Origin of the sequence: Streptomyces sp. x-19, from assembly GCF_046549115.1 — a bacterium.
Classification (GTDB): Bacteria; Actinomycetota; Actinomycetes; order Streptomycetales; family Streptomycetaceae; genus Streptomyces; species Streptomyces albulus_C.
This window is the reverse complement of sequence record NZ_JAJPWK010000006.1, coordinates 83,278-105,245: the sequence shown is the minus strand read 5'-3', so window position 1 is coordinate 105,245 and position 21,968 is coordinate 83,278. Positions and strand designations below refer to the sequence as shown.

Below are 21,968 nucleotides of genomic sequence, written 5' to 3'. Positions count from 1 at the left end.
TGCCACAAGCGCCGCCCCCGCCGTCCACCCGTAGATCTTTCGACTTCCGCGATTCCGAGAAGAGATTCACAGACCATGGCGAACTACACCGCCGCTGACGTCAAGAAGCTCCGCGAGCTCACCGGCGCCGGCATGATGGACTGCAAGAAGGCCCTGGAAGAGGCCGAGGGCAACGTCGACAAGGCCGTCGAGGTCCTGCGCGTCAAGGGTCAGAAGGGCGTCGCCAAGCGCGAGGGCCGCTCCGCCGAGAACGGCGCCGTGGTCTCCCTGATCACTGACGACAACACCTCCGGCCTGATCCTCGAGCTGAAGTGCGAGACGGACTTCGTCGCCAAGGGCGAGAAGTTCCAGGCCGTCGCCAACGCCCTGGCCGCGCACGTCGCCAAGACCAACCCGGCTGACCTCGAGGCCCTGCTCGGCTCCGAGATCGAGGCCGGCAAGACCGTCCAGGCGTACGTCGACGAGGCCAACGCGAACCTCGGCGAGAAGATCGTCCTGGACCGCTTCGCGCAGTTCTCCGACGGTTACGTCACGGCGTACATGCACCGCACCATGCCTGACCTGCCGCCGCAGATCGGTGTCCTCGTCGAGCTCGACAAGGAGAACGCCGAGGTCGCCAAGGGCATCGCGCAGCACATCGCCGCCTTCGCCCCGAAGTACCTGGCCAAGGACGACGTTCCGGCCGAGGTCGTCGAGGCCGAGCGTCGCGTCGCCGAGGAGACCACCCGCGCCGAGGGCAAGCCCGAGGCCGCGCTGCCGAAGATCGTCGAGGGTCGCCTCAACGGCTTCTTCAAGGACGCGACGCTGCTCGGTCAGCCCTACGCGCTCGACAACAAGAAGTCCGTCGAGAAGGTCCTCCAGGAGGCCGGTGTCACCCTGAAGCGCTTCTCGCGCATCAAGGTCGGCATCTGAGCCTGCCGCGAGGCAGCGAATGACTTGCGGCCCCGCTAGGGTCGTACGCAGTCGGCCGCTCATCGGTCGGCCGCAGATGTGACGAGGAGGCCATTGCCGGACAGGGATCTGACCCAGACCCACGGCAATGGCCTTCTTCGTATGTGCACGAGGAGAGCTCAATGAATCACGGTGCCGACGGCGCGGACACACACAAAGCCGGGAACGGTGGCAGGCGCCGCTTCCTTCTGAAGCTGTCGGGCGAGGCCTTCGCCGGTGGCGGCGGACTGGGTGTCGACCCCGATGTCGTGCACGCCATCGCCCGCGAGATCGCCGCGGTGGTGCGTGACGGCTACGAGATCGCCATCGTGATCGGCGGCGGCAACTTCTTCCGCGGCGCCGAACTGCAGCAGCGCGGCATGGACCGGGCGCGCTCCGACTACATGGGCATGCTCGGCACGGTCATGAACTGCCTGGCCCTCCAGGACTTCCTGGAGAAGGAGGGCATCGACTCCCGCGTCCAGACGGCGATCACCATGGGCCAGGTCGCGGAGCCGTACATCCCGCTGCGCGCGGTGCGCCACCTGGAGAAGGGCCGGGTCGTCATCTTCGGCGCCGGCATGGGCATGCCGTACTTCTCCACCGACACCACCGCCGCCCAGCGCGCCCTGGAGATCGACGCCGAGGCCATGCTGATGGGGAAGAACGGCGTGGACGGGGTCTACGACTCCGACCCCAAGAAGAACCCGGACGCGGTCAAGTTCGACGCCCTCGAATACGGCGAGGTCATCACCCGCGATCTGAAGGTCGCCGACGCCACCGCCGTCACGCTGTGCCGGGACAACAAGCTCCCGATCCTCGTGTTCGAACTGCTCGCCGAGGGGAACATCGCGCGTGCGGTGAAGGGTGAGAAGATCGGCACGCTCGTCAGCGATCAGAACACCCGGGCCTGACGGCCTCAACTGCCGTGATTCCGTAGGGGCGTCGGCCCGTACGGGCGGCAACCCCCGGTCGTGGGAAGACCTCGGTACGGGGATGGACAACCGCCTGCCGGTCGGACACCGTGCAGGAGAAGACGCGCGGCAGGGGCGAGGCTCTGCTTCTTACCGATAAGACCAGGAGCAAGTGGTGATCGAAGAGATCCTCCTCGAAGCCGAGGAGAAGATGGAGAAGGCCGTCGTGGTCGCCAAGGAGGACTTCGCCGCGATCCGCACCGGGCGTGCGCACCCGGCGATGTTCAACAAGATCGTGGCGGACTACTACGGTGCCATGACGCCCATCAACCAGCTGGCGTCGTTCTCGGTTCCGGAACCGCGGATGGCCGTGGTGACCCCGTTCGACAAGAGCGCGCTGCGCAACATCGAGCAGGCGATCCGTGACTCGGACCTCGGCGTCAACCCGAGCAACGACGGCAACATCATCCGTGTGACGTTCCCGGAGCTGACCGAGGAGCGCCGCCGCGAGTTCATCAAGGTCGCCAAGAACAAGGCCGAGGACTCGAAGATCTCGATCCGCAGCGTGCGTCGCAAGGCCAAGGAGTCGCTCGACAAGCTGGTCAAGGACAAGGAGTCCGGCGAGGACGAGGTGCGCCGCGCCGAGAAGGAACTCGACGACGTCACCGCGAAGTACGTCGCGCAGGTGGACGAGCTCCTCAAGCACAAGGAATCCGAGCTCCTAGAGGTCTGATGAACGAGTCATCCTGGGGGACCCCGCCCGGCTCCGGCCAGTGGGGACCGCCCGATCACGGACCGGCCGCCTCGCTGCGCGGAGCGGCGCCTCCCGTCCCGGCGGGTCCCGTGCACGACGGAGGCGGCGCGGCGCAGACTCGGCCCATGCCCCTCGTGCCCGAGCCGGGCGGACACCAGGACGACCATCGGGACATCCGGGATATCTCGGACGACCGGGGGGCTGCTCGCCTGAGCGGCCCCCTGTTCCGCGACGACAGGCCGCAGGAGCCCATGCCCACCTCGCTCCCCGGGTCCGACAGTGACCCAGTGAAACCGCAGAAGAAGAGCGCGGGGCGCAACCTGCGCGCCGCCATAGGGGTCGGCGTCGGGCTCGGCGTGGTCATCCTCGCCTCGCTCTTCGTCTACAAGCCGGTGTTCATCGGTGTCATAGCGATCGCCGTCGTCGTGGGCCTGTGGGAACTGACCTCGCGGCTGGCCGAGCGCAAGGACATCCGGGTGCCGCTGGTCCCGCTCGCGCTCGGCGGCACCGCGATGGTCGTCGCCGGGTACGTGCGCGGTGCCGAAGGCGCCTGGGTGGCGATGGCGCTCACCGCGCTCGCCGTCCTCGTCTGGCGGATGACCGAGGCGCCCCAGAACTACCTCCGGGACGTCACGGCCGCCATCTTCGCGGCCTTCTACGTCCCCTTCCTGGCGACCTTCGTGGCGCTGATGCTGGCGGCCGAGGACGACGGGCCGCAGCGGGTGCTGACCTTCCTGCTGCTGACGGTCGTCAGCGACACCGGCGCCTACGCGGTCGGCTGGCGCTTCGGCAGGAAGAAGCTCGCGCCGCGGATCAGTCCCGGCAAGACCCGCGAGGGACTCGTCGGAGCGGTGCTCTTCGCGATGGTGGCGGGCGCGCTGTGCATGCAGTTCCTGATCAAGGGCGGCATCTGGTGGCAGGGACTGCTGCTCGGCCTCGCGGTCGCGGTCAGCGCCACCCTCGGTGACCTCGGCGAATCCATGATCAAGCGGGATCTGGGCATCAAGGACATGGGCACCCTGCTGCCCGGTCACGGCGGGATCATGGACCGGTTGGACTCGCTGCTGCCGACCGCTCCCGTCGTCTGGCTGCTGTTCGTGATCTTCGTGGGATCGGGCTGAGCGTCGCCGGTTACCCTTGAAGGGCGCGTCGCTCGTTCGTGGCGCGCCCTTTCCGTCCCCGCGACCGCGGGGACGATCCGTGAGGTCTCCCGGTTCCGGCCCGTCCGGACCCCGGTCATGCGTCGGCAGAAGCCGCCCGACCTCGTCGCACAGAGGAGTTTCCGCCCATGGCACGCCCGGCCCCGGGAGAACTGACGTTCGTCGCCCCCCGCGGCGCCAAGAAGCCACCGCGGCACCTCGCCGACCTCAGCCCGGCCGAGCGCCGCGAGGCGGTGGCGGCGATCGGCGAGAAGCCGTTCCGCGCCAAGCAGCTGTCGCAGCACTACTTCGCCCGCTACGCGCACGACCCCGCCCAGTGGACCGACATCCCCGCGGCGGCGCGCGAGAAGCTCGCCGCCGAACTGCTGCCGGACCTGATGTCCGTGGTGCGGCACATCTCGTGCGACGACGACACCACCCGCAAGACGCTGTGGCGCCTGCACGACGGCACCCTCGTCGAGTCCGTCCTGATGCGCTATCCGGACCGGGTCACCATGTGCATCTCCTCGCAGGCCGGCTGCGGCATGAACTGCCCGTTCTGCGCCACCGGCCAGGCCGGCCTGGACCGCAACCTCTCCACCGCCGAGATCGTGCACCAGATCGTCGACGGGATGCGGGCGCTGCGCGACGGCGAGGTGCCCGGCGGACCGGCACGGCTGTCCAACATCGTCTTCATGGGCATGGGTGAGCCGCTCGCCAACTACAAGCGGGTGGTCGGCGCCATCCGGCGGCTGACCGACCCCGAGCCGGACGGGCTGGGCCTCTCCCAGCGCGGCATCACCGTCTCCACCGTCGGGCTGGTCCCGGCGATGCTGCGGTTCGCCGACGAGGGCTTCAAGTGCCGGCTCGCGCTGTCGCTGCACGCGCCCGACGACGAGCTGCGGGACACCCTCGTGCCCGTCAACACCCGCTGGAAGGTCCGCGAGGTGCTGGACGCGGCGTGGGAGTACGCCGAGAAGTCCGGCCGCCGGGTCTCGATCGAGTACGCCCTGATCCGCGACATCAACGACCAGGCGTGGCGCGGTGACCTGCTGGGACGGCTGCTCAAGGGCAAGCGCGTCCACGTCAACCTCATCCCGCTCAACCCGACCCCCGGCTCGAAGTGGACCGCCTCGCGGCCCGAGGACGAGCTGGCGTTCGTGCGGGCCATCGAGGCGCACGGCGTGCCCGTGACCGTGCGGGACACCCGGGGCCAGGAGATCGACGGCGCCTGCGGACAGCTTGCAGCCTCGGAGCGCTGAGCCACCCGCTGGTACGGTGTCGTCGAACAAATGCACATTCCGACAGGGGAGCGCCACAGCGCTGAGAGTGCGGACACGTCGTAGCCCGACGACGCCGCAGACCCTTGAACCTCGCCCGGGTCATTCCGGGTAGGAAGTTCGGTCGTCACTCATGCTGTTGCGCCCTGCCCACCGCCCGCTGCCGAACGTCTCCGACAAAGAACGCAGCGGGCACCGGGCGGGGCCGCGTCTCTTCCTGGCCAGCCAGGAGGAAATCAGTGAGCACCACCAGAAGGATCACCGCGGCAGCGCTCGCCGCCGCGGCCGGCATGACGGCACTCGCCGGATGCGGCAGCGCCGGCGACAGCAGCGCCGACGCCAAGACCGTCACGCTCGTCAGCCACGACTCGTTCAACGCCTCCAAGTCCGTCCTGGCCGCCTTCGAGAAGGAGAGCGGCTACAAGGTCAAGGTGCTCAGGGGCGGGGACGCCGGCGAAGCCGTCAACAAGGCGATCCTCTCCAAGGACAACCCGCAGGGCGACGTCTTCTTCGGCATCGACAACACCCTGCTCTCGCGCGGGCTGAACGCCGGGCTCTTCACCCCCTACAAGGCCAAGGGCCTGGACAGCGTCCCGGCTGATCTGCAGCTCGACAAGGACGGCCACCGGGTCACGCCCCTCGACTACGGCGACATCTGCGTCAACTACGACCGCGCCTACTTCACCCAGCACAAGCTGGCGCCGCCGCAGACCTTCGACGACCTGCTCAAGCCGCAGTACAAGGGCCTGCTCGTCACGGAGAACTCCGCCACCTCCTCCCCGGGACTCGCCTTCCAGCTCGGCACGATCGCCGCCCACGGCGAAGCCGGCTGGACGGACTACTGGAAGAAGCTCAAGGCCAACGGCGTCGAGGTCGTCGACAGCTGGGAGCAGGCGTACAACGAGCGCTTCTCGGGCTCCGCGGCCGGCAAGGGCAAGGGGGACAAGCCGCTGGTGGTCTCCTACGCCTCCAGCCCGCCCGCCGAAGTGATGGGCAAGAACCCCGCCCCGAAGGAGGCCCCGACCGGCGTCGCGACCGGCACCTGCTTCCAGCAGATCGAATTCGGTGGTCTGCTCAAGGGCGCCAAGAACGAGAAGGGCGGCAAGGCGCTGCTCGACTTCCTCCTGTCGAAGACGTTCCAGGAGGACATGCCGCTGCAGATGTTCGTCAACCCGGCACGCAAGGACGCCAAGGAGCCGGAGCTGTTCACCCGCTACGGCGCCACGATCGACAAGCCGGCGACCCTCGCACCCGAGACGATCGCCAAGAACCGTGACCAGTGGGTCAAGCAGTGGTCCTCGCTCGTTCTGAAGTAGCCCGCACCCGGCAACGGGGGACCGCGCGGACCACGGCGGTGCGGCTCGGCCTGATGGTCGTGCCGTTCGTCTTCTTCGCGGTGTTCTTCGCCTACCCGGTCGCCGTGATCGTCGGCCGGGGGCTGAAGGACGGCGGGCAGTGGCAACTCGGCCGCTTCGGCGCCGTGCTCGGTGATCCGGACGTCCTCCACGTGCTGTGGTTCACGGTGTGGCAGGCCGCTGCCTCGACCGCCTTGACGCTGCTGATCGCGCTGCCCGGCGCCTACGTCTTCGCCCGCTTCGACTTCCCCGGCAAACAACTGCTGCGGGCGGTGGTGGCGGTGCCGTTCGTGCTGCCCACCGTCGTCGTCGGCTCCGCCTTCCTGGCGCTGGTCGGCCGGGGCGGGCTGCTGGACGACCTGTGGGGCGTCCGGCTGGACACCTCGGTGTGGGCGATCCTGCTGGCGCACGTCTTCTTCAACTACGCCGTCGTCGTCCGCACCGTCGGCGGGCTCTGGTCCCAGCTCGACCCGCGTCAGGAGGAGGCGGCCCGGGTCCTGGGCGTCGGAAGGTTCGCGGCGTGGCGGAAGGTGACGCTGCCCGCGCTCGGGCCGGCGGTGGCCGCCGCGGCGCTGATGGTGTTCCTCTTCACCTTCACCTCCTTCGGAGTGGTGCAGATCCTCGGCGGACCCACCTTCTCCACGTTGGAGGTGGAGATCTACCGGCAGACCGCCGACTTCCTGGACCTGCCGACCGCCGCCGTGCTCACCCTGATCCAGTTCGCGGCCGTACTGGGACTGTTGGCGCTGCATGCCTGGACCGTGCGGCGCCGCGAATCCACCCTGCGGCTCGTCGACGCCTCCCGGACCGCCCGTCGTCCGCACGGCGCAGGCCAGTGGGCGCTGCTGTGGGGCACCCTCACCGTCATCGCGGTGCTGCTCGTCCTGCCGCTCGCCGTACTCGTCGAGCGGTCCTTCGCCGGCCCGGACGGCTACGGGTTGGTCTTCTACAAGACGCTGCACGATGCGGCGTCCGCCGACAGCACCTTCGCCGTGGCCCCCCTCGACGCCCTCTGGAACTCCCTCGCCTACGGGGCGGCAGCCACCGCGATCGCCCTCCTGGTCGGAGGACTGGCCGCGGCCGCACTCACCCGCTCCCGGCCGGCAGCCGGCCCGTCCGGGCGGACACCGATGATCACCCGGCTCCTGCGCGGCTTCGACGGACTGCTGATGTTGCCCCTCGGAGTCTCTGCCGTGACCGTCGGCTTCGGATTCCTGATCACCCTCGACAAGCCGCCGCTGGACCTGCGGGCCTCGTGGTGGCTGGTCCCGCTCGCCCAGGCCCTGGTGGGTGTGCCGTTCGTGGTCCGCACGATGCTGCCCGTCCTGCGGGCGGTGGACGGGCGGCTGCGGGAAGCGGCGGCGGTCCTCGGCGCCTCGCCTTGGCAGGTCTGGCGCGAGGTGGACCTGCCGATGGTGCGGCGGGCGCTGCTCGTCGCGGCGGGCTTCGCCTTCGCGGTGTCGCTCGGTGAGTTCGGCGCGACCGTCTTCATCGCCCGACCGGACCAGCCGACGCTGCCGGTGGCCGTCACCCGACTGCTGGGCCGCGCCGGCGAGTTCAACTACGGCCAGGCGATGGCCCTGTCGACCATATTGATGGTGGTGTGCGCGGGCGCCCTGCTGGCCCTGGAGCGCATCCGCACCGACCACTCCGGGGAGTTCTAGATGACGGCACAGGCCCGGACCGCGGCATCGGAAATGCTGCGCCTGGACGGCGTCACGGTCAGGTTCGGCACGCCCGGCGCGCATCCCGCACTCGACGGGGTGGACCTGGACGTCGCCGCACACGAAATCGTCTGCGTCCTCGGCCCCAGCGGTAGTGGCAAGTCCACCCTGCTGCGGGTCGTCGCCGGGCTGCAGCACACCGACGCGGGGGCCGTGCTGCTCGAAGGGCGCGACCAGGTGGGGGTGCCCACGCACCGGCGCGGCGTCGGGTTGATGTTCCAGGACCACCAGTTGTTCCCGCAGCGCGATGTCGCGGGGAACGTGGCCTTCGGAGTGCGGATGCGGGGCTCCTCCCGCGCCGAGCAGCAACGCACGGTCGCCGAACTGCTGGATCTCGTCGGGCTCCCGGGCGCCGAGCGCCGGGCCGTGGCGTCGCTGTCCGGTGGCGAGCAACAGCGCGTCGCCCTCGCTCGGGCCCTCGCCCCGAGCCCGCGGCTGTTGATGCTGGACGAACCCCTCGGGCAACTGGACCGGGGGCTGCGCGAGCGCCTCGTCGTCGAACTGCGCCGGCTCTTTCGCGAGTTGGGCACGACGGTGCTCGCCGTCACCCACGACCAAGGGGAGGCGTTCGCCCTCGCCGACCGCGTCGTGGTGATGCGGGACGGCCGGATCGCTCAGAGCGGCACCCCGCTGGAGGTCTGGCAGCGCCCCGCTTCCGCTTTCGTCGCCCGTTTCCTCGGCTTCGACAACGTGGTGGAGGCGACCGTGCAGGGCGAATCCGCCGCTACCCCTTGGGGCAAGGTGCCCGTACCGGACGGCACTGCGGATGGTGCCTGCCGCCTGCTCGTGCGTCCGGCCGGCGTCCGGCTGACGTCCGCGGCGGACGGCCTGCCGTGCACGGTCGTGGCCCGGACCTTCCGCGGCACGCACGTCGCGCTGTTGCTCCAACCGCCGAGCGGACCGCAGGTGGAGGCGGCGTGCCCACTCCACGAAGCGCCGGAGTCCGGAGACCGGGTCGGCATCTCCTTCGCCGTCGAAGACGTGGTGGTGTTGGACGACACGGAGGAGTGAGCGTGTCGCCTGCCGGTGCTGGGCCATGATCCGCTCCTGAAGGGGTGGGGGCCATTAGGTGCGTGAGGGCGGGGCGGGGCGCCGGCCCTGCGGGATGACCAGGCCCAATTCGTAGGCGAGGATCACTGCCTGGGCACGATCACGGAGCCCCATCTTGGTGAAGAGCCGGTTGATGTGCGTCTTGACGGTGTGATCGGTGATCGTCAGGCGTGCGGAGATCTCCGCGTTGGACAGCCCCTGGGCGATGTGGAGGAGCACCTCCACCTCACGGCCGGTCAGCTCCTCGACCGTGCGCACGGGAGCCGGCGCCGATCGCTGCTTGACGAACTGCGCGATCAACCGCTTGGTCAACTCGGGTGCCAACAGTGCATTGCCCTCCGCCACCACCCGCACGGCGTGGAGGAGTTCCGGGAACGTGGTGTCCTTCAGGAGGAAGCCGCTGGCGCCGGCTGCGAGCGCGTCGTACACGTACTCGTCGAGCCCGAACGTCGTCAGCATCAACGCCTTGGTCGCGCCCCCCGACGCCCGAGTGATCTCCCGGGCGGCCTCGATGCCATTCTTGTGCGGCATCCGGATGTCCAGCAGTGCGAGGTCGGGGCGCTGCTCCGCGGCCACCCGTACCGCCTGCACGCCGTCCTCGGCCTCACCCACCACCTCGATGTCGTCCTGCGTGCCCAGGAGGTTGACGAAGCCGGTGCGGACGATGGCCTGGTCGTCGGCCACGATTGCTCTGATCACCACGGGATTTCCGCCTCTACGAGAAAGCCGCCGTCCGGACCCGGGCTCGCGGTGAGCCTGCCCCCGAGCAACGTGGCCCGCTCCTCCATGCCGGCCAGGCCATGTCCGGAGTGCACCACGCCCGGTGACCCCGGGCCGTCGTCCGCGATCCGCACCGCCAGCCGGTCGGGCCGATAGTCGATCTCCACCACCGCATGGGCACCCGGAGCGTGCCGGCGCACGTTGGTCAGCCCTTCCTGGACGATGCGATAGGCCGACAACTCGCAGGACGTGGGCAACTCGACCCGCTCTCCGCTGATCCGCAGTTCGACCTCGCCGCCCACGGAGCGGTGCTGCGCTATCAGTTCGCCCAATGCGTCGAGGGTCGGTTGCGGTGTCGTTCCCGTGCGGTCCTCGGGGTCCGTTCGCAGCACACCCAGCAGCCGACGCAACTCCGCCATCGATGCGCGGGCGGACCTGGCGATCTGCTGAAAGCCCTCACGGGCCTGCGGCGACAGGTCCGGTGTGGTGTAGGTGGCGCTCTCCGCCTGCACGGCGATCACCGAGACGGAGTGCGAAACGACGTCGTGCAGTTCCCGGGCGATTGCTGCCCGCTCCGCCGCGGCGGCCTGCCGGCGCTCCATCGCGAGGAGCCGGAGCTGCGCGGCCGCCCGCTCACGCCGTGTCTCCTCGCGCGCGCGAACCGCGTCCCCCACCGCTACCGCGGCCACGATCGCCACGGTCAGGACGAACCACTCGGCGAGCAGATCGAAGGTGTAGGACCTCGGGTGCCAGGACGCGATGTGCCAGACGTTCACCGCGAGGGAGAGGACCGAGCCGATACCGGCGAGCAGAGCCGGGTGCGCCACGCGGTGTCGTCCGAGGGTGTAACACGCCACGAGTCCGCTGACGGTTGCTGCGATGTAGAGGTCCGCTCCGGCGGCGAAACTCAACAGGGCTGCTCCTGCGGAGAGGGCCGTGGCGGCCGGGCGCACGTGACGCCACGCCAGAGTTGTCGCGGAGAGCAGCACGCCCACCGCGATCACCAGAGAGTGGCGCGGCACGACCACGAGCTCCACGGCCGCGAAAACCGTGAGGGCCCCGCCGGAGACCCAGGGATAGGACGGCGACGCGACCCACGCGCGGAGCCGCTGCCGGAGAGAAGTGCTCATGCCGATATTTTTTCGGCTTCGCGGCAGCCGCCGCGTCGCCGCACGGGTTGATCCATGGCTGACATGTCATGCCACGGGTTGACGTCGAAGTTCGGTTCCTCGTTTGACGCTCCGCGATCCGCCTGTCCATAGCCTCGTGATCACGGCGAGGAAGGGAGCGTCATGAACAATCAACTGGCTTGCAAATCAACGGACTTAGGGAAATGCGGCAGGCTGGAATGGGGTCTGCGCGCGCCGCGACGCACGGGCGGCGGACCGCGCAGAAGCACGTGCCGTGAAGCGTGGGGATGGAGCGCGTGCGCGATCGCCGCGCTCGGCCTCGCGCTCTTCACCACCCTTTCCCCGCACCGGACATGGAGCTTCTCTGCGGCAGTCGGATACGGGTGTGCGGCGATGGCCGCGGGTCGGCTTGCCAAGAGAAGACGTCCGCTGCGCAGTGGCGTGTTCCCCCACGAACTGCCCCTGGTCCTGGCCGTGATGGGGTCGGTGGTCGTGCCACTGCTCCTTCTGGTGTGGGACAGCAGCGCGCAGCTGGAAGTCGCAGTCGTCGAACGCTCCGGTGACGTGTTGCTGCACTCGGGCAGCCCCTGCATACCTGCACCCTCCACGGTCGGGGACCACAACCCGTACCCACCCGGCATGGCGGTCTTCGGTCTCCCGCATGCGCTGTTCGGCGGCGGGCTGCTCACCGACGCGCGATGGTGGATGGCGAGCGCGTTCTTCGTGACCATGGCCGCTGCGACAAGGACGCTCGTTCGCCGTGTGCGGGGCGTGGCCGGAGGCCGGCCCGGAGCTCCTACCGCGCCCTGTTGCGCTACCGCTCCCGTGCTGTTGTGGCTCGCGGCCTGCCCGCTGGTGGCCCTGCCTCTGGCAGTCGGGGGAATCGACCTTCCGGTGATCGGTCTGATGTGCTGGGGGCTGGCAGCGGCCGCAAACGGTACGCCGGGGCGTGCGGGTCTACTGATAGGCGCTGCAGCGGCGCTCAAGTGGACGGCCTGGCCCGCTGCGCCCGTCGTGCTGGCGCTGGTGGCAGCCAGACACGGCCGGCGCTCGGCCCTTGCCGCTGCCGCTGCAACCGTTCTGACGGTATTGACGGCCGTTGTTCCGTTCCTGCTCACAGCCCCCAGGACATTCGTCGAGAACGTTCTGGCGTTTCCCTTGGGGCTCGGCAGCGCGACGTCCCCTGCTGCCAGTCCGCTGCCCGGGTGGCTCCTGGCCACCTACGTTCCCGGCGGGGCGATCATCGCGATGGTGCTGCTGGCCGTCGCCGCCATCGGCGTCGCCGGCTCCCTGGCGATACGGCCGCCGCGGACGGTGCGGGCTGCGGCCGACCGCCTGGCGATCGGCCTCGCGCTCGCCATGGCACTGATGCCGGCGACACGCTTCGGCTACCTCGTCTATCCCCTGGTGCTCTGGGCGTGGCCCCGACTGATGCAGGTCGCGACGGCGACCGGACCACGCAGCGCGATCTGCCGCCGGCCATTGGACCACGTGTCATTGAGCGAGGTGGTGCGGGGTGATCTATCGGAGGAAATCGGGCCAGGCGTTGTCCCCAGCCCTGACCAGCGCCAGGCGGACGGCCCTCAGCAGGGCTGCGGGACGGGCCACCTGAGCGTTCCGCAGCGAGTGACAGAACAAGCGGACCGTAAGAGACGCGCCCCCGAAGTGGGAGAGGAGACGATGCTGTGAGCCACAGGCAGGCCAACGCCAAGGGCGAGGAGGATCGTGGCCACGGCGCCGCGGTGTCGGCAGCGGTCGCTATACCGCTGCGTTGCGCGAGCTCTCCTCCGGCAGGGCTTCTGCCGTCGTCCCCGTCCCGCTTCCCACGGTTGGCGCGGAGCTATGCCCGACGGCTACTGCCTGTTCCGAACCCGGATCCTGTTCCCCATCCTGTGAGGCCGACTCCGGCTCGCCGAACCAGGCGACCGCGACGGCCCCGGCCACAGCGACGACGAAGCCAAGGATCGCCATCCATGCGAAGCCAGGACGAGAGGAGTCGCCCAGCCACAGCACTCCGAGAATGCCGGGCACCACGGTTTCGCCCACCACGAGCGCCGCCGTGGCACCGTTCACCGAACCGATCTGCAGGGCGACCGTGTGCAGGTACATTCCGCCGATGCCTGCGACCAGGATCGCGTACAGCGCGGGATCACCGAGGAGGGACGGCAGGTGGAACGGGTCCACACCGTTCAGGACGCGCACGCCCACTCCCAGGGCGCCGAAGCCCAAACCGGACAAGAGGCCCGCGAGGATCGCGGCCCGCCCGCCGAGCAGACGCACGAGCAGGGTGCCACCGCCGATGATCACAACGGAGGCGACCAGCAGCCACCAATGGGTGTCGATGGGTGTGTGACCGCTCCCCTCCGGGCCGGCCGCGGTGGCCAGCAGCACCAGTGCCGAGCAGACCACGCCGATGGAGGCCCATTCGGGACGGGTGAGGCGAATGTTGAGGAGCTTGACGCTCAACACGGCCGTGATCACGAGGTTCGCGCTGATCACGGTCTGAGAGAGGAACAGCGGCAGCATCCGGGCCGCGAGCGCACCCAGCCCGAAGCCTATGAAGTCCAGGACCGTGCCGACCATGAACTCCCAGGTCACGGCGGCTTTGGCGGTCGACGAGAGGCTGGGGCCGCCGTGCTGTGTGACGGTGTCGCCGGATGCCTTCGCCGCCTCTCGCCGAGCGGACTTCCGTGATCCCACCGCCTGAAGGACCGAACCTGTGCCGTAGCAGGCGGACGCCGCTATGGCCGTCACAAGGCCGATGATCACCGAAGGCTCCGTTCGCACGCCGCATTACCTGTTCATTACCTGGATTGGCAGACGTGCATTTCGGTACGTGAGTTGCCTCCAAGGGCAAAAAGATCTCTTGCCGTGGGGAAATGGGGGAGGGAAGTGCCCCCTGGGCAGGGGTGCAAGGGGCTCTTGGCCGGCGCGAGGAGCCGGCAAGGGAGGCTTCCGTACGCGGGTCGGCTTACGGGAACGAGTCGTGCACGTCGCCGTGCGGGTTTGTCGGCCTGCCGTGTGCAGGCCGCAGCTCGTCCTCGAGTGGCTTGCCAGCCGGTGCTGCCGGAGAGCATCAGAGAGGCTCCCAGGGCGGCCGAGATGGTCTTCCTGAGGGCTTTGCGGCCGGTTGGTGACCACGACGATGTGCATCGCCAGCCGCTCTGACCGGCTGCTATCGGTAGGGCCGCGGATGCCTGGGCTTGGCCGCCACCGGGGTCGAGGCCGAGTAGGTCGGGTCGGACCGCGCCAGGAGGGCTGTCCGGTGACGTTGCGGCGCAGGGTGTGTGCCCACGGCTCGGTCGCGCGCACGGTTTACGGGTGCGGGGAGCCTCGGTCGGCCGCGCGTTACGTGGCCCTCGTTACGGGCGTAGGGACTTCACCAGCGGGCCGAGCGAGCCGTCCTCGGCGGCTGAGTCGAGAGCCGTGCACAGTGCGTCGTCGTACGTTGGACGTGCCCTGCTCTGCATTTCACGGCCCTCGTCGGTGATCACGCTGTAGACGCCACGTCGGTCGCCCGGGCACAGGTCGCGACGGGTCAGGCCGGACGACTCCAGCCGAGAAGCCAGTCGGCTGACGGAGCTCTGGTTGAGGCCGATGAGGTCCGCGAGCTCCTGCATCCGCAGCTCACCGTCGTCCGACGCCGCGAGACGGGCCAGCGCGCGGTACTCGGAGAGGCCGAGCTTGTGGTGCTGTTGCAGCGCTTTCGCGAGTTCTTGCTCGACGCGCGTGTGCAGTGCTCCGAATCGGTCCCAGTGCTCCGCGTCCATGGATTCTGTCCTCTTCCGTCGCTCGTCCGCCTTCTCCGGCGTCGCGCTCCGACCTCTTTCGGGGTGTTCCCCAGCGAGCTCTTGACATCAGCGTACATGCACCTGAAACTTATGTATGTGCATGCAAGAGATGTGTGTACATGGAACTATGAGGGGGAGCGTCATGGCATCGACAAGCGTCGTGGAAGCGGGAAGTGCCCCGGTTGTCCAGCGGATCGCAACCACGCCGGACTGGTACGAGCCGTACAAGATTTCGCAGGCAATCAAGGCAGGCGGCCTGATCCATGTGTCCGGGCAGGCGGGTATCGATGAGCAGGGGCGGACCGTCGCAGATGACTTCCTGACTCAGGGGCGCCAGGCCTTCGCGAACGTCCAGCGAGTGCTCGCCGAGGCCGGTGCGTCGCTCGCAGACGTGGTGAAGGTCGGCATCTTCGTGACGGACATGGCCGCCGACCTCGGTCATGTGATCGCCCTGCGCGAGGAGTTCCTGTCCGAGCCCTATCCCGCGGACACCTTGCTCGAAGTGTCGTCGCTGGCACAGCCGGAGTGGCGAATAGAGGTCGAGGTGACGGCTCTCGCCCGCTGACGGCGTCGTAGCCGACGGGTCGCGTCTGGACGGGAGCGGGCAGGGCCCGAAGGCTTCGCGCTGGGCAGCTGGAATGTCGTGCGGGAAGTCGTAACGTCCCGCTCCTGCCCGGTGTGCATCGAGTCAGCCTGGGCGTTGCGTGTGTCTTGGCCCGCGACCGGGTGTCTGACGATCCCCATGTCCGAGACGTTCCGACCGACCGCCGTCGGCCCGGAACTTGGTGGACCTCCATGCGTCAACCACATCGCGCCGTGTTCCGGAGCACTGTGGGCCCGCCAGGCAGTCGCCAACCTGCAACCGGACGGCGTGCTATGCCTCCCTACCCACGCCTACGCGTCGAAGAGCCAGAGCGGTGTGTGGTGTGCGGTGTTTGCATCCAAGCAAGAGCCTCTACGCCACACCGAACCGAATTCAGCGCAGGGGCCTTCAGCGCAAGTTCCTCCGTGCCGCACGGCAATCTCGTTCGCCCTCGATACGACGCCCCGGCGACAACCGGCTTGAGCCCAACACGCTCCGGAAGGAACAACCCCTCACGGATCAGCGCATCAGCAAGTAACGCCCCAGCCGGCACCGTCCAGCCACCGCTGCCCAGCCGCCACCGTCGCCGCCGTGCGGCGCGACTCTTCGGAAGACACGGCCCCACCACTCAACTCGCCTGGCGCACAGCGCATCGCAGTCACAGAGCGCAAGGGGCCAACGAGCCCAAGGAGCCCAACGAGAAGAAAGAAAACAGCGAGAACAACAAGACCCAACGAGCCCGACGCCACCAACGGCAAAGCTCCTCCTTGCGCGTGCCCCAGGCCGCCCCCAGGCGAGAGCCGCTTCCCGCGATTTCTCAGTGGACCAGGGGAAGAGTGGCCATCTCTGCGACCGTCCAGGTCAGGGGGCCGAGAACGAGCAGTACGGCCACGGCGCGAAGGGCGGTCGCGCGGTGGAGGGTGGAGGCGGATGCGCCGAGTCGGCGTAGGGCGGCGGTGGTGCGGGCGCGGGCGGCTCGGGATTCCAGGCTGGCCGAGAGTGCGCTGATGGAGACGCAGGCAAAGATGATCGCCGCGCCGATGGCCGTGAACGGACCGAGGGGCCGGGAGGGAGCAGCCTGGTACACGGTGACGGCGGCGTAGATGCCGGAGGCCACCGCGCACAGGACGCCGAGGGGGCGGCCCAGGCGGTGTGACTCCTCCTGGAGGACGCGCCCGGACAGCAGTCGCAGCGCGCCGGGGCGGCCCGCGCACAGCAGTTGGCCCGACAGGTACACCAGGCCGGGGCCGGCCAGGACGAGACCGAAGGCCGCCAGGGCCCAGCCGGCCAGGATGCCCGGTGGGCTGCCGATCAGGTGGCCGGGGAGGGGCAACAGGCCGCCGGGGGTGCCGCCGGCGGGGGTGGTGTAGGACTCGAGGGCCAGGCCGGCCGCGGTCAGGGCGACGCCCCACGGGAGGCCGGGGGGAGCCTTGGTGATCGGGGCTGGCTCGGTGTCGACGGCGCCCGCTTCGGCGCGGGGACGGAGCGAGTAGGCGGTGGCCGCGGCGACCGTTAGTGGGACGAGGGACAGCAGCATGAGGGCGCCGATCAGCGGCAGCGGGTGGCCGGCGCCGAGCAGACCGGCGTCGACGGCGCGCGGGGCGGCGGTGCGGGCGGTGATGCGGGCGGTGGTGCCGAGGTCGCCGCGGAGGGTGAGGAAGGCGATGAGGGCGAGGAGGACACCTAGGGCACAGGTCAGGGCGGTGGAGGCCGCGGCGAGCAGGGTGAGTCGGAACGGTCCCAGGCCGGCGGCGGTCATGCCGCGTTGGAGGCGGGCGGCCGGGTCGGTGCGGGCCACGGACACCGCGAGTTGGGCGGTGGCCGCGAGCGGGGCGGCGCACCACAGGAGGCGGCCCGGGGAGGCGCCGGCTGCGGTGGGGTGGGCGGCGGCGTGGGCGAGGGCGGTCAGCACCAGGAAGCCGGTGCCGGCCGCGGCGGTGGCGACGAGGAGACGGCGCAGCAGGACGAGGGGGTGAGCGCGGAAGGTCAGACGGAGAGCGAGCACGCTGCCCTGCTTTCCTCGTCGGAGGCGCCGGCGTCCTCGGGGGCGGCGCCGGAGAGGCGGCCGTCGAGGAGGCTGACGGTCCGGTCGGCCTGCGCGGCGACCTGGGGGTCGTAGGTCGCCAGGACCACGGTGATGTGGTGGGAGCGGGCCGCGGTGGTCAGGGTACGCAGCACTTGGATGCCGTCTGCGCTGTGGAGCGGGGCGGTCGGTTCGTCGGCGAAGAGCACCTGCGGGGTGGTGACCAGGGCGCGGGCGATGGCGACGCGCTGGCGCTGGGACTGGTCGAGCCGGGCGGGGCGGCGGCGGGCGCACATGCCCACGTCGAGGCGTTCCAGCCATTCGATCGCGGTGTGCTTGGCCGCGCGGTGGCCGGTGCCGCGCAGCAGGAGTGGGAGGGCGGTGTTCTCCCAGACGGTGAGTTCCGGGACGAGGTGGGGTTCGGTGTCGATCCAGCCGAACCGTTCGAGGCGCAGCCGTTCGCGGCTGGGGGAGGAGAGGGTGTGGACGGGGGCGCGGTCGAAGAGGACCTCGCCCTCGGTCGGTACGAGTTGGCCGGACAGGCACTTCAGCAGCGTGGTCTTGCCACTGCCGCGGGGGCCGGTGACGGCGAGGATCTCGCCCTCCCGCACACCGAGGGAGACCCCGGTGAGGGCGATGGTGGCGCCGTGCGCGTGGTGTAGGCCGCGTGCCCAGAGAACGTCGTTGTCAGGCGGGGCCACCATCTGCACACCTCTCGCTCGTACGCTGCTCGGTCCCCCGGTCGGGGGAACGACCACGGAGGGTATCGGTCACCAGCACGGTAAGGAATCGGGTCCCCGGTCAAATGTGGCTCGGCAGCCACAACGGCCCAGATTCACCCGTATGGAAGGGAACGAGTGAATCGGGGCCGTGAGGTGTGCAGTTGTCTTCCGGCGCGTCGGGGAGTGGCCAGTGCACCAGGGGAGTGACTAGCGCAGGTTGCCCCGTGCGCCGGGAGGTGACGCGATGATCAGAGCTTGGTCCACGCCTCGGTGAGGACGGAGCGCAGGATCTGCTCGATCTCGTCGAAGACCGACTGGTCGGCGATCAGCGGCGGGGCCAGCTGGATGACCGGGTCGCCACGGTCGTCGGCGCGGCAGTAGAGACCGTTGTCGTACAGCGCCTTGGAGAGGAAGCCGTAGAGGACGCGCTCGGTCTCCTCGTCGTTGAAGGACTCCTTGGTGGCCTTGTCCTTCACGAGCTCGATGCCGTAGAAGAAGCCGTTGCCGCGGACGTCGCCGACGATCGGCAGGTCGTGCAGCTTCTGCAGCGTGCTGAGGAAGTTGCCCTCGTTGTCGAGCACGTGCTGGTTGAGGCCCTCGCGCTCGAAGATGTCGAAGTTCGACAGTGCCACGGCGGAGGAGACCGGGTGGCCACCGAAGGTGTAGCCGTGCAGGAAGGTGTTGTCACCCTTGTAGAACGGCTCGGCGAGGCGGTCGGAGATGATGCAGGCACCGATCGGGGAGTAGCCCGAGGTCATGCCCTTGGCGCAGGTGATCATGTCCGGGACGTAGTCGAACTTGTCACAGGCGAACATCGTGCCGAGGCGACCGAAGGCGCAGATGACCTCGTCGGAGACGAGCAGCACGTCGTACTGGTCGCAGATCTCGCGGACCCGCTGGAAGTAGCCGGGGGGCGGCGGGAAGCAGCCACCGGCGTTCTGCACCGGCTCCAGGAAGACCGCGGCGACGGTCTCCGGGCCCTCGAAGAGGATCTGCTGCTCGATCTGGTCGGCGGCCCAGCGGCCGAAGGCCTCGGGGTCGTCGCCGTGGATCGGGGCGCGGTAGATGTTGGTGTTCGGCACCTTGTGCGCGCCGGGAACCAGCGGCTCGAAGGGGGCCTTCAGGCCCGGCAGACCGGTGATCGACAGGGCGCCCTGCGGGGTGCCGTGGTAGGCGACCGCGCGGGATATGACCTTGTGCTTCATCGGCTTGCCGGTGAGCTTGAAGTACTGCTTGGCGAGCTTCCAGGCGGTCTCGACGGCCTCGCCACCACCGGTGGTGAAGAAGACCTTGTTGAGGTCGCCCGGGGCGTAGTTCGCCAGGCGCTCGGCCAGCTCCACGGCCTTGGGGTGCGCGTAGGACCAGACCGGGAAGAAGGCCAGTTCCTGGGCCTGCTTGTAGGCGGTCTCGGCGAGCTCGACGCGGCCGTGGCCGGCGTTGACCACGAAGAGGCCGGCGAGGCCGTCGATGTAGCGCTTGCCCTTGTCGTCGTAGATGTTGGTGCCTTCACCGCGCACGATCGTGGGCACGGGGGCGTTTTCGTACGACGACATGCGGGTGAAGTGCATCCACAGGTGGTCGTACGCCGTCTTGGAGAGGTCGGCGCTCATTGCTATCTCGTTCCCCAGGTGTAGGTCTGCTTCCGGAGCTTGAGGTACACGAAGCTCTCGGTGGATCGGACGCCGGGTAGCGTGCGGATCCGCTTGTTGATCATTTGCAGAAGGTGGTCGTCGTCCTCGCAGACGATCTCGATGAGGAGATCGAACGAACCTGCCGTCATGACGACGTACTCGACTTCTTCCATGGTCGTCAGGGCGTCGGCCACGGGATCGAGGTCACCCTCGACGTTGATGCCGACCATTGCCTGTCGACGGAAACCGACCGTGAGGGGGTCGGTGACCGCGACGATCTGCATCACGCCTTGGTCGAGCAGCTTCTGTACGCGCTGGCGTACCGCCGCCTCGGACAGGCCCACGGCCTTGCCGATCGCGGCGTAGGGACGGCGCCCATCTTCCTGGAGCTGCTCGATGATCGCCAGGGAGACGGAGTCGATCGACGGAGTGCCGTTTCTGTCACGAGTGGCCACGTCCCTCACTGTGCACGAGGTTCGGCAGTATGGCAACCCCGATTCAATGAAATCAGTTGTTGATCGAGGGGAATTTCACTGATTTCGTTGTTTGGGCCATGTGGGTGTGTTGAAAACGTGGCTTCCGCGGCTAGTGTGGGATCCCAACCACCGGACATCTGACACTGAAGGGGGCGCACAGTGACCACCGCACTGCGTCGTCTGCGCAACTACATCGACGGGGAGTTCCGGGACGCCGCCGACGGCCGGACCACGGAGGTGGTCAACCCGGCCACGGGCGAGCCGTACGCCACTGCCCCGCTCTCCGGCTCCGAGGACGTGGACGCGGCCATGGCGGCGGCCGAAGCCGCCTTCCCCGCCTGGCGCGACCTGATCCCGGCCGAGCGCCAGAAGGTCCTCCTCAAGATCGCCGACCGCTTCGAGGAGCGCGCCGAGGAGCTGATCGCCGCCGAGTCCGAGAACTGCGGCAAGCCGATCGCCCTGGTCCGCTCCGAGGAGATCCCGCCGATGGTGGACCAGATCCGCTTCTTCGCGGGTGCCGCCCGGATGCTCGAGGGCCGCTCGGCCGGCGAGTACATGGACGGCTTCACCTCGATCATCCGCCGCGAGCCGGTGGGCGTCTGCGCCCAGGTCGCGCCGTGGAACTACCCGATGATGATGGCCGTGTGGAAGTTCGCCCCGGCGCTCGCCGCGGGCAACACCGTGGTCATCAAGCCCTCCGACACCACCCCCGCCTCGACGGTGCTGATCGCCGACATCATCGGCAGCGTCCTCGACGAACTCGGCCACCCCCGTGGCGTGTTCAACGTGGTCTGCGGCGACCGGGAGACCGGCCGTCTGATGGTCGAGCACAAGGTCCCGGCGATGGCCTCGATCACCGGCTCGGTACGCGCCGGCATGCAGGTCGCCGAGTCCGCGTCGAAGGACCTCAAGCGGGTCCACCTGGAGCTCGGCGGCAAGGCGCCGGTCGTGGTCTTCGAGGACACCGACATCGCCAAGGCCGTCGAGGACATCGCCACCGCCGGCTACTTCAACGCCGGTCAGGACTGTACGGCCGCCACCCGCGTGCTCGTCCAGGAGTCCATCCACGACGAGTTCGTCGCGGCGCTGGCCAAGGCCGCCTCGGAGACCAAGACCGGCGCGGTCGACGACGAGGACGTGCTCTACGGCCCGCTGAACAACGCCAACCAGCTCAAGCAGGTCAAGGGCTTCATCGAGCGGCTGCCCGCGCACGCCAAGATCGAGGCGGGCGGCGAGCAGGTCGGCGAGAAGGGCTACTTCTTCGCCCCGACCGTCGTCTCGGGCCTGAAGCAGGACGACGAGATCGTCCAGCACGAGGTCTTCGGCCCGGTCATCACCGTCCAGTCCTTCGCCGACGAGAAGCAGGCGGTGGAGTGGGCCAACGGCGTCGAGTACGCCCTGGCCTCCTCGGTGTGGACCAAGGACCACGCCCGCGCCATGCGGATGTCCAAGGTCCTGGACTTCGGCTGCGTGTGGATCAACACCCACATCCCGCTGGTCGCCGAGATGCCGCACGGCGGCTTCAAGAAGTCCGGCTACGGCAAGGACCTGTCCGCCTACGGCTTCGACGACTACACCCGGATCAAGCACGTGATGACCTCGCTGGACGGCTGAACCGGCCGGCCCTGAAGGGGGATCCCCACCGTCGAGCGACACGGAACGCTCGACACACCGTCGCGGGCGGAGGCCCGGCAATTGACGCTCTGTCTCTTGCCGCCTCCGCCCGCGGCACGTGAGAGTGCTCGC

Annotated in this window: 19 protein-coding genes and 1 riboswitch; of the genes, 11 read left to right on the top strand and 8 right to left on the bottom strand. The window is 69.1% G+C overall.

Annotated elements, in window-relative coordinates; genetic code table 11:
• Positions 1 to 75 precede the first annotated feature (75 nt).
• The 8 genes from tsf to ACLJT4_RS17505 all read left to right on the top strand — a co-directional run bounded on the left by tsf (position 76) and on the right by ACLJT4_RS17505 (position 9,107).
• On the top strand, positions 76 to 912 hold the full coding sequence (gene tsf, locus ACLJT4_RS17540) for a translation elongation factor Ts (RefSeq protein ID WP_411123246.1): 837 nt from the start codon (positions 76 to 78) through the stop codon (positions 910 to 912).
• A gap of 161 nt (positions 913 to 1,073) precedes the next feature.
• The gene (gene pyrH, locus ACLJT4_RS17535) at positions 1,074 to 1,844 is read left to right on the top strand and encodes a UMP kinase (protein WP_411123245.1); all 771 of its coding nucleotides are present in this window, start codon (positions 1,074 to 1,076) and stop codon (positions 1,842 to 1,844) included.
• A 175-nt stretch (positions 1,845 to 2,019) separates the two neighbouring features.
• Positions 2,020 to 2,577: a ribosome recycling factor gene (gene frr / locus ACLJT4_RS17530; RefSeq protein ID WP_016572240.1), complete on the top strand. Its 558-nt coding sequence runs from the start codon at positions 2,020 to 2,022 to the stop codon at positions 2,575 to 2,577.
• Complete coding sequence (locus ACLJT4_RS17525) at positions 2,577 to 3,719, top strand: phosphatidate cytidylyltransferase (RefSeq protein WP_411123244.1); 1,143 nt, start codon at positions 2,577 to 2,579, stop codon at positions 3,717 to 3,719. The genes frr and ACLJT4_RS17525 overlap by 1 nt, the downstream gene beginning before the upstream one ends.
• A 167-nt stretch (positions 3,720 to 3,886) precedes the next feature.
• On the top strand, positions 3,887 to 4,999 hold the full coding sequence (rlmN, locus tag ACLJT4_RS17520) for a 23S rRNA (adenine(2503)-C(2))-methyltransferase RlmN (protein ID WP_016572238.1): 1,113 nt from the start codon (positions 3,887 to 3,889) through the stop codon (positions 4,997 to 4,999).
• 34 nt (positions 5,000 to 5,033) lie between these two features.
• Positions 5,034 to 5,153, top strand: a riboswitch (TPP riboswitch).
• Between the two features lie 103 nt (positions 5,154 to 5,256).
• Positions 5,257 to 6,333, top strand: a complete 1,077-nt coding sequence (locus ACLJT4_RS17515) for a thiamine ABC transporter substrate binding subunit (RefSeq protein WP_233658514.1) — start codon at positions 5,257 to 5,259, stop codon at positions 6,331 to 6,333.
• Between the two features lie 38 nt (positions 6,334 to 6,371).
• Entirely contained in the window at positions 6,372 to 8,036 is a 1,665-nt protein-coding gene (locus tag ACLJT4_RS17510) for an ABC transporter permease (protein ID WP_411123414.1), read from the top strand.
• Positions 8,037 to 9,107: an ABC transporter ATP-binding protein gene (locus ACLJT4_RS17505; protein ID WP_411123243.1), complete on the top strand. Its 1,071-nt coding sequence runs from the start codon at positions 8,037 to 8,039 to the stop codon at positions 9,105 to 9,107. It abuts the gene before it with no gap.
• Between the two features lie 54 nt (positions 9,108 to 9,161).
• Here ACLJT4_RS17505 and ACLJT4_RS17500 read toward each other — a convergent pair whose 3' ends face one another.
• Positions 9,162 to 9,848 carry a response regulator gene (locus tag ACLJT4_RS17500; RefSeq protein WP_016572234.1) on the bottom strand — a complete coding sequence of 229 codons (687 nt, stop codon included), beginning with the start codon at positions 9,846 to 9,848 and terminating at the stop codon, positions 9,162 to 9,164.
• A complete protein-coding gene (locus ACLJT4_RS17495; protein WP_411123242.1) occupies positions 9,842 to 10,996 on the bottom strand; it encodes a sensor histidine kinase in 1,155 nt (384 codons plus the stop codon). Before ACLJT4_RS17495 ends, ACLJT4_RS17500 begins: the two co-directional genes overlap by 7 nt.
• 162 nt (positions 10,997 to 11,158) lie before the next feature.
• Here ACLJT4_RS17495 and ACLJT4_RS17490 point away from each other — a divergent pair, with 162 nt between their 5' ends.
• On the top strand, positions 11,159 to 12,685 hold the full coding sequence (locus ACLJT4_RS17490; RefSeq protein ID WP_411123241.1) for a glycosyltransferase 87 family protein: 1,527 nt from the start codon (positions 11,159 to 11,161) through the stop codon (positions 12,683 to 12,685).
• A gap of 69 nt (positions 12,686 to 12,754) precedes the next feature.
• On the opposite strand, the gene ACLJT4_RS17485 is transcribed toward ACLJT4_RS17490, so the two are convergent.
• Both ACLJT4_RS17485 and ACLJT4_RS17480 read right to left on the bottom strand, forming a co-directional pair.
• Positions 12,755 to 13,765, bottom strand: a complete 1,011-nt coding sequence (locus ACLJT4_RS17485; RefSeq protein ID WP_411123240.1) for a hypothetical protein — start codon at positions 13,763 to 13,765, stop codon at positions 12,755 to 12,757.
• Between the two features lie 593 nt (positions 13,766 to 14,358).
• Complete coding sequence (locus ACLJT4_RS17480; protein WP_411123239.1) at positions 14,359 to 14,766, bottom strand: MarR family winged helix-turn-helix transcriptional regulator; 408 nt, start codon at positions 14,764 to 14,766, stop codon at positions 14,359 to 14,361.
• Between the two features lie 163 nt (positions 14,767 to 14,929).
• Between ACLJT4_RS17480 and ACLJT4_RS17475 the strand changes: the two genes are divergently transcribed.
• A complete protein-coding gene (locus ACLJT4_RS17475) occupies positions 14,930 to 15,352 on the top strand; it encodes a RidA family protein (protein WP_411123238.1) in 423 nt (140 codons plus the stop codon).
• A gap of 835 nt (positions 15,353 to 16,187) precedes the next feature.
• On the opposite strand, the gene ACLJT4_RS17470 is transcribed toward ACLJT4_RS17475, so the two are convergent.
• The 4 genes from ACLJT4_RS17470 to ACLJT4_RS17455 all read right to left on the bottom strand — a co-directional run bounded on the left by ACLJT4_RS17470 (position 16,188) and on the right by ACLJT4_RS17455 (position 20,201).
• Positions 16,188 to 17,375, bottom strand: a complete 1,188-nt coding sequence (locus ACLJT4_RS17470; protein WP_411123237.1) for a hypothetical protein — start codon at positions 17,373 to 17,375, stop codon at positions 16,188 to 16,190.
• Complete coding sequence (locus ACLJT4_RS17465; protein ID WP_411123236.1) at positions 17,357 to 18,097, bottom strand: ABC transporter ATP-binding protein; 741 nt, start codon at positions 18,095 to 18,097, stop codon at positions 17,357 to 17,359. Before ACLJT4_RS17465 ends, ACLJT4_RS17470 begins: the two co-directional genes overlap by 19 nt.
• Positions 18,098 to 18,363: 266 nt before the next feature.
• On the bottom strand, positions 18,364 to 19,725 hold the full coding sequence (locus ACLJT4_RS17460; protein ID WP_411123235.1) for an aspartate aminotransferase family protein: 1,362 nt from the start codon (positions 19,723 to 19,725) through the stop codon (positions 18,364 to 18,366).
• Between the two features lie 2 nt (positions 19,726 to 19,727).
• Positions 19,728 to 20,201 carry an Lrp/AsnC family transcriptional regulator gene (locus ACLJT4_RS17455; protein ID WP_016572225.1) on the bottom strand — a complete coding sequence of 158 codons (474 nt, stop codon included), beginning with the start codon at positions 20,199 to 20,201 and terminating at the stop codon, positions 19,728 to 19,730.
• A gap of 180 nt (positions 20,202 to 20,381) precedes the next feature.
• Here ACLJT4_RS17455 and ACLJT4_RS17450 point away from each other — a divergent pair, with 180 nt between their 5' ends.
• Positions 20,382 to 21,836 (top strand): gamma-aminobutyraldehyde dehydrogenase, encoded by a 1,455-nt coding sequence (locus ACLJT4_RS17450; RefSeq protein ID WP_411123234.1) that lies wholly within the window; start codon positions 20,382 to 20,384, stop codon positions 21,834 to 21,836.
• The last annotated feature ends 132 nt before the right edge of the window (positions 21,837 to 21,968 follow it).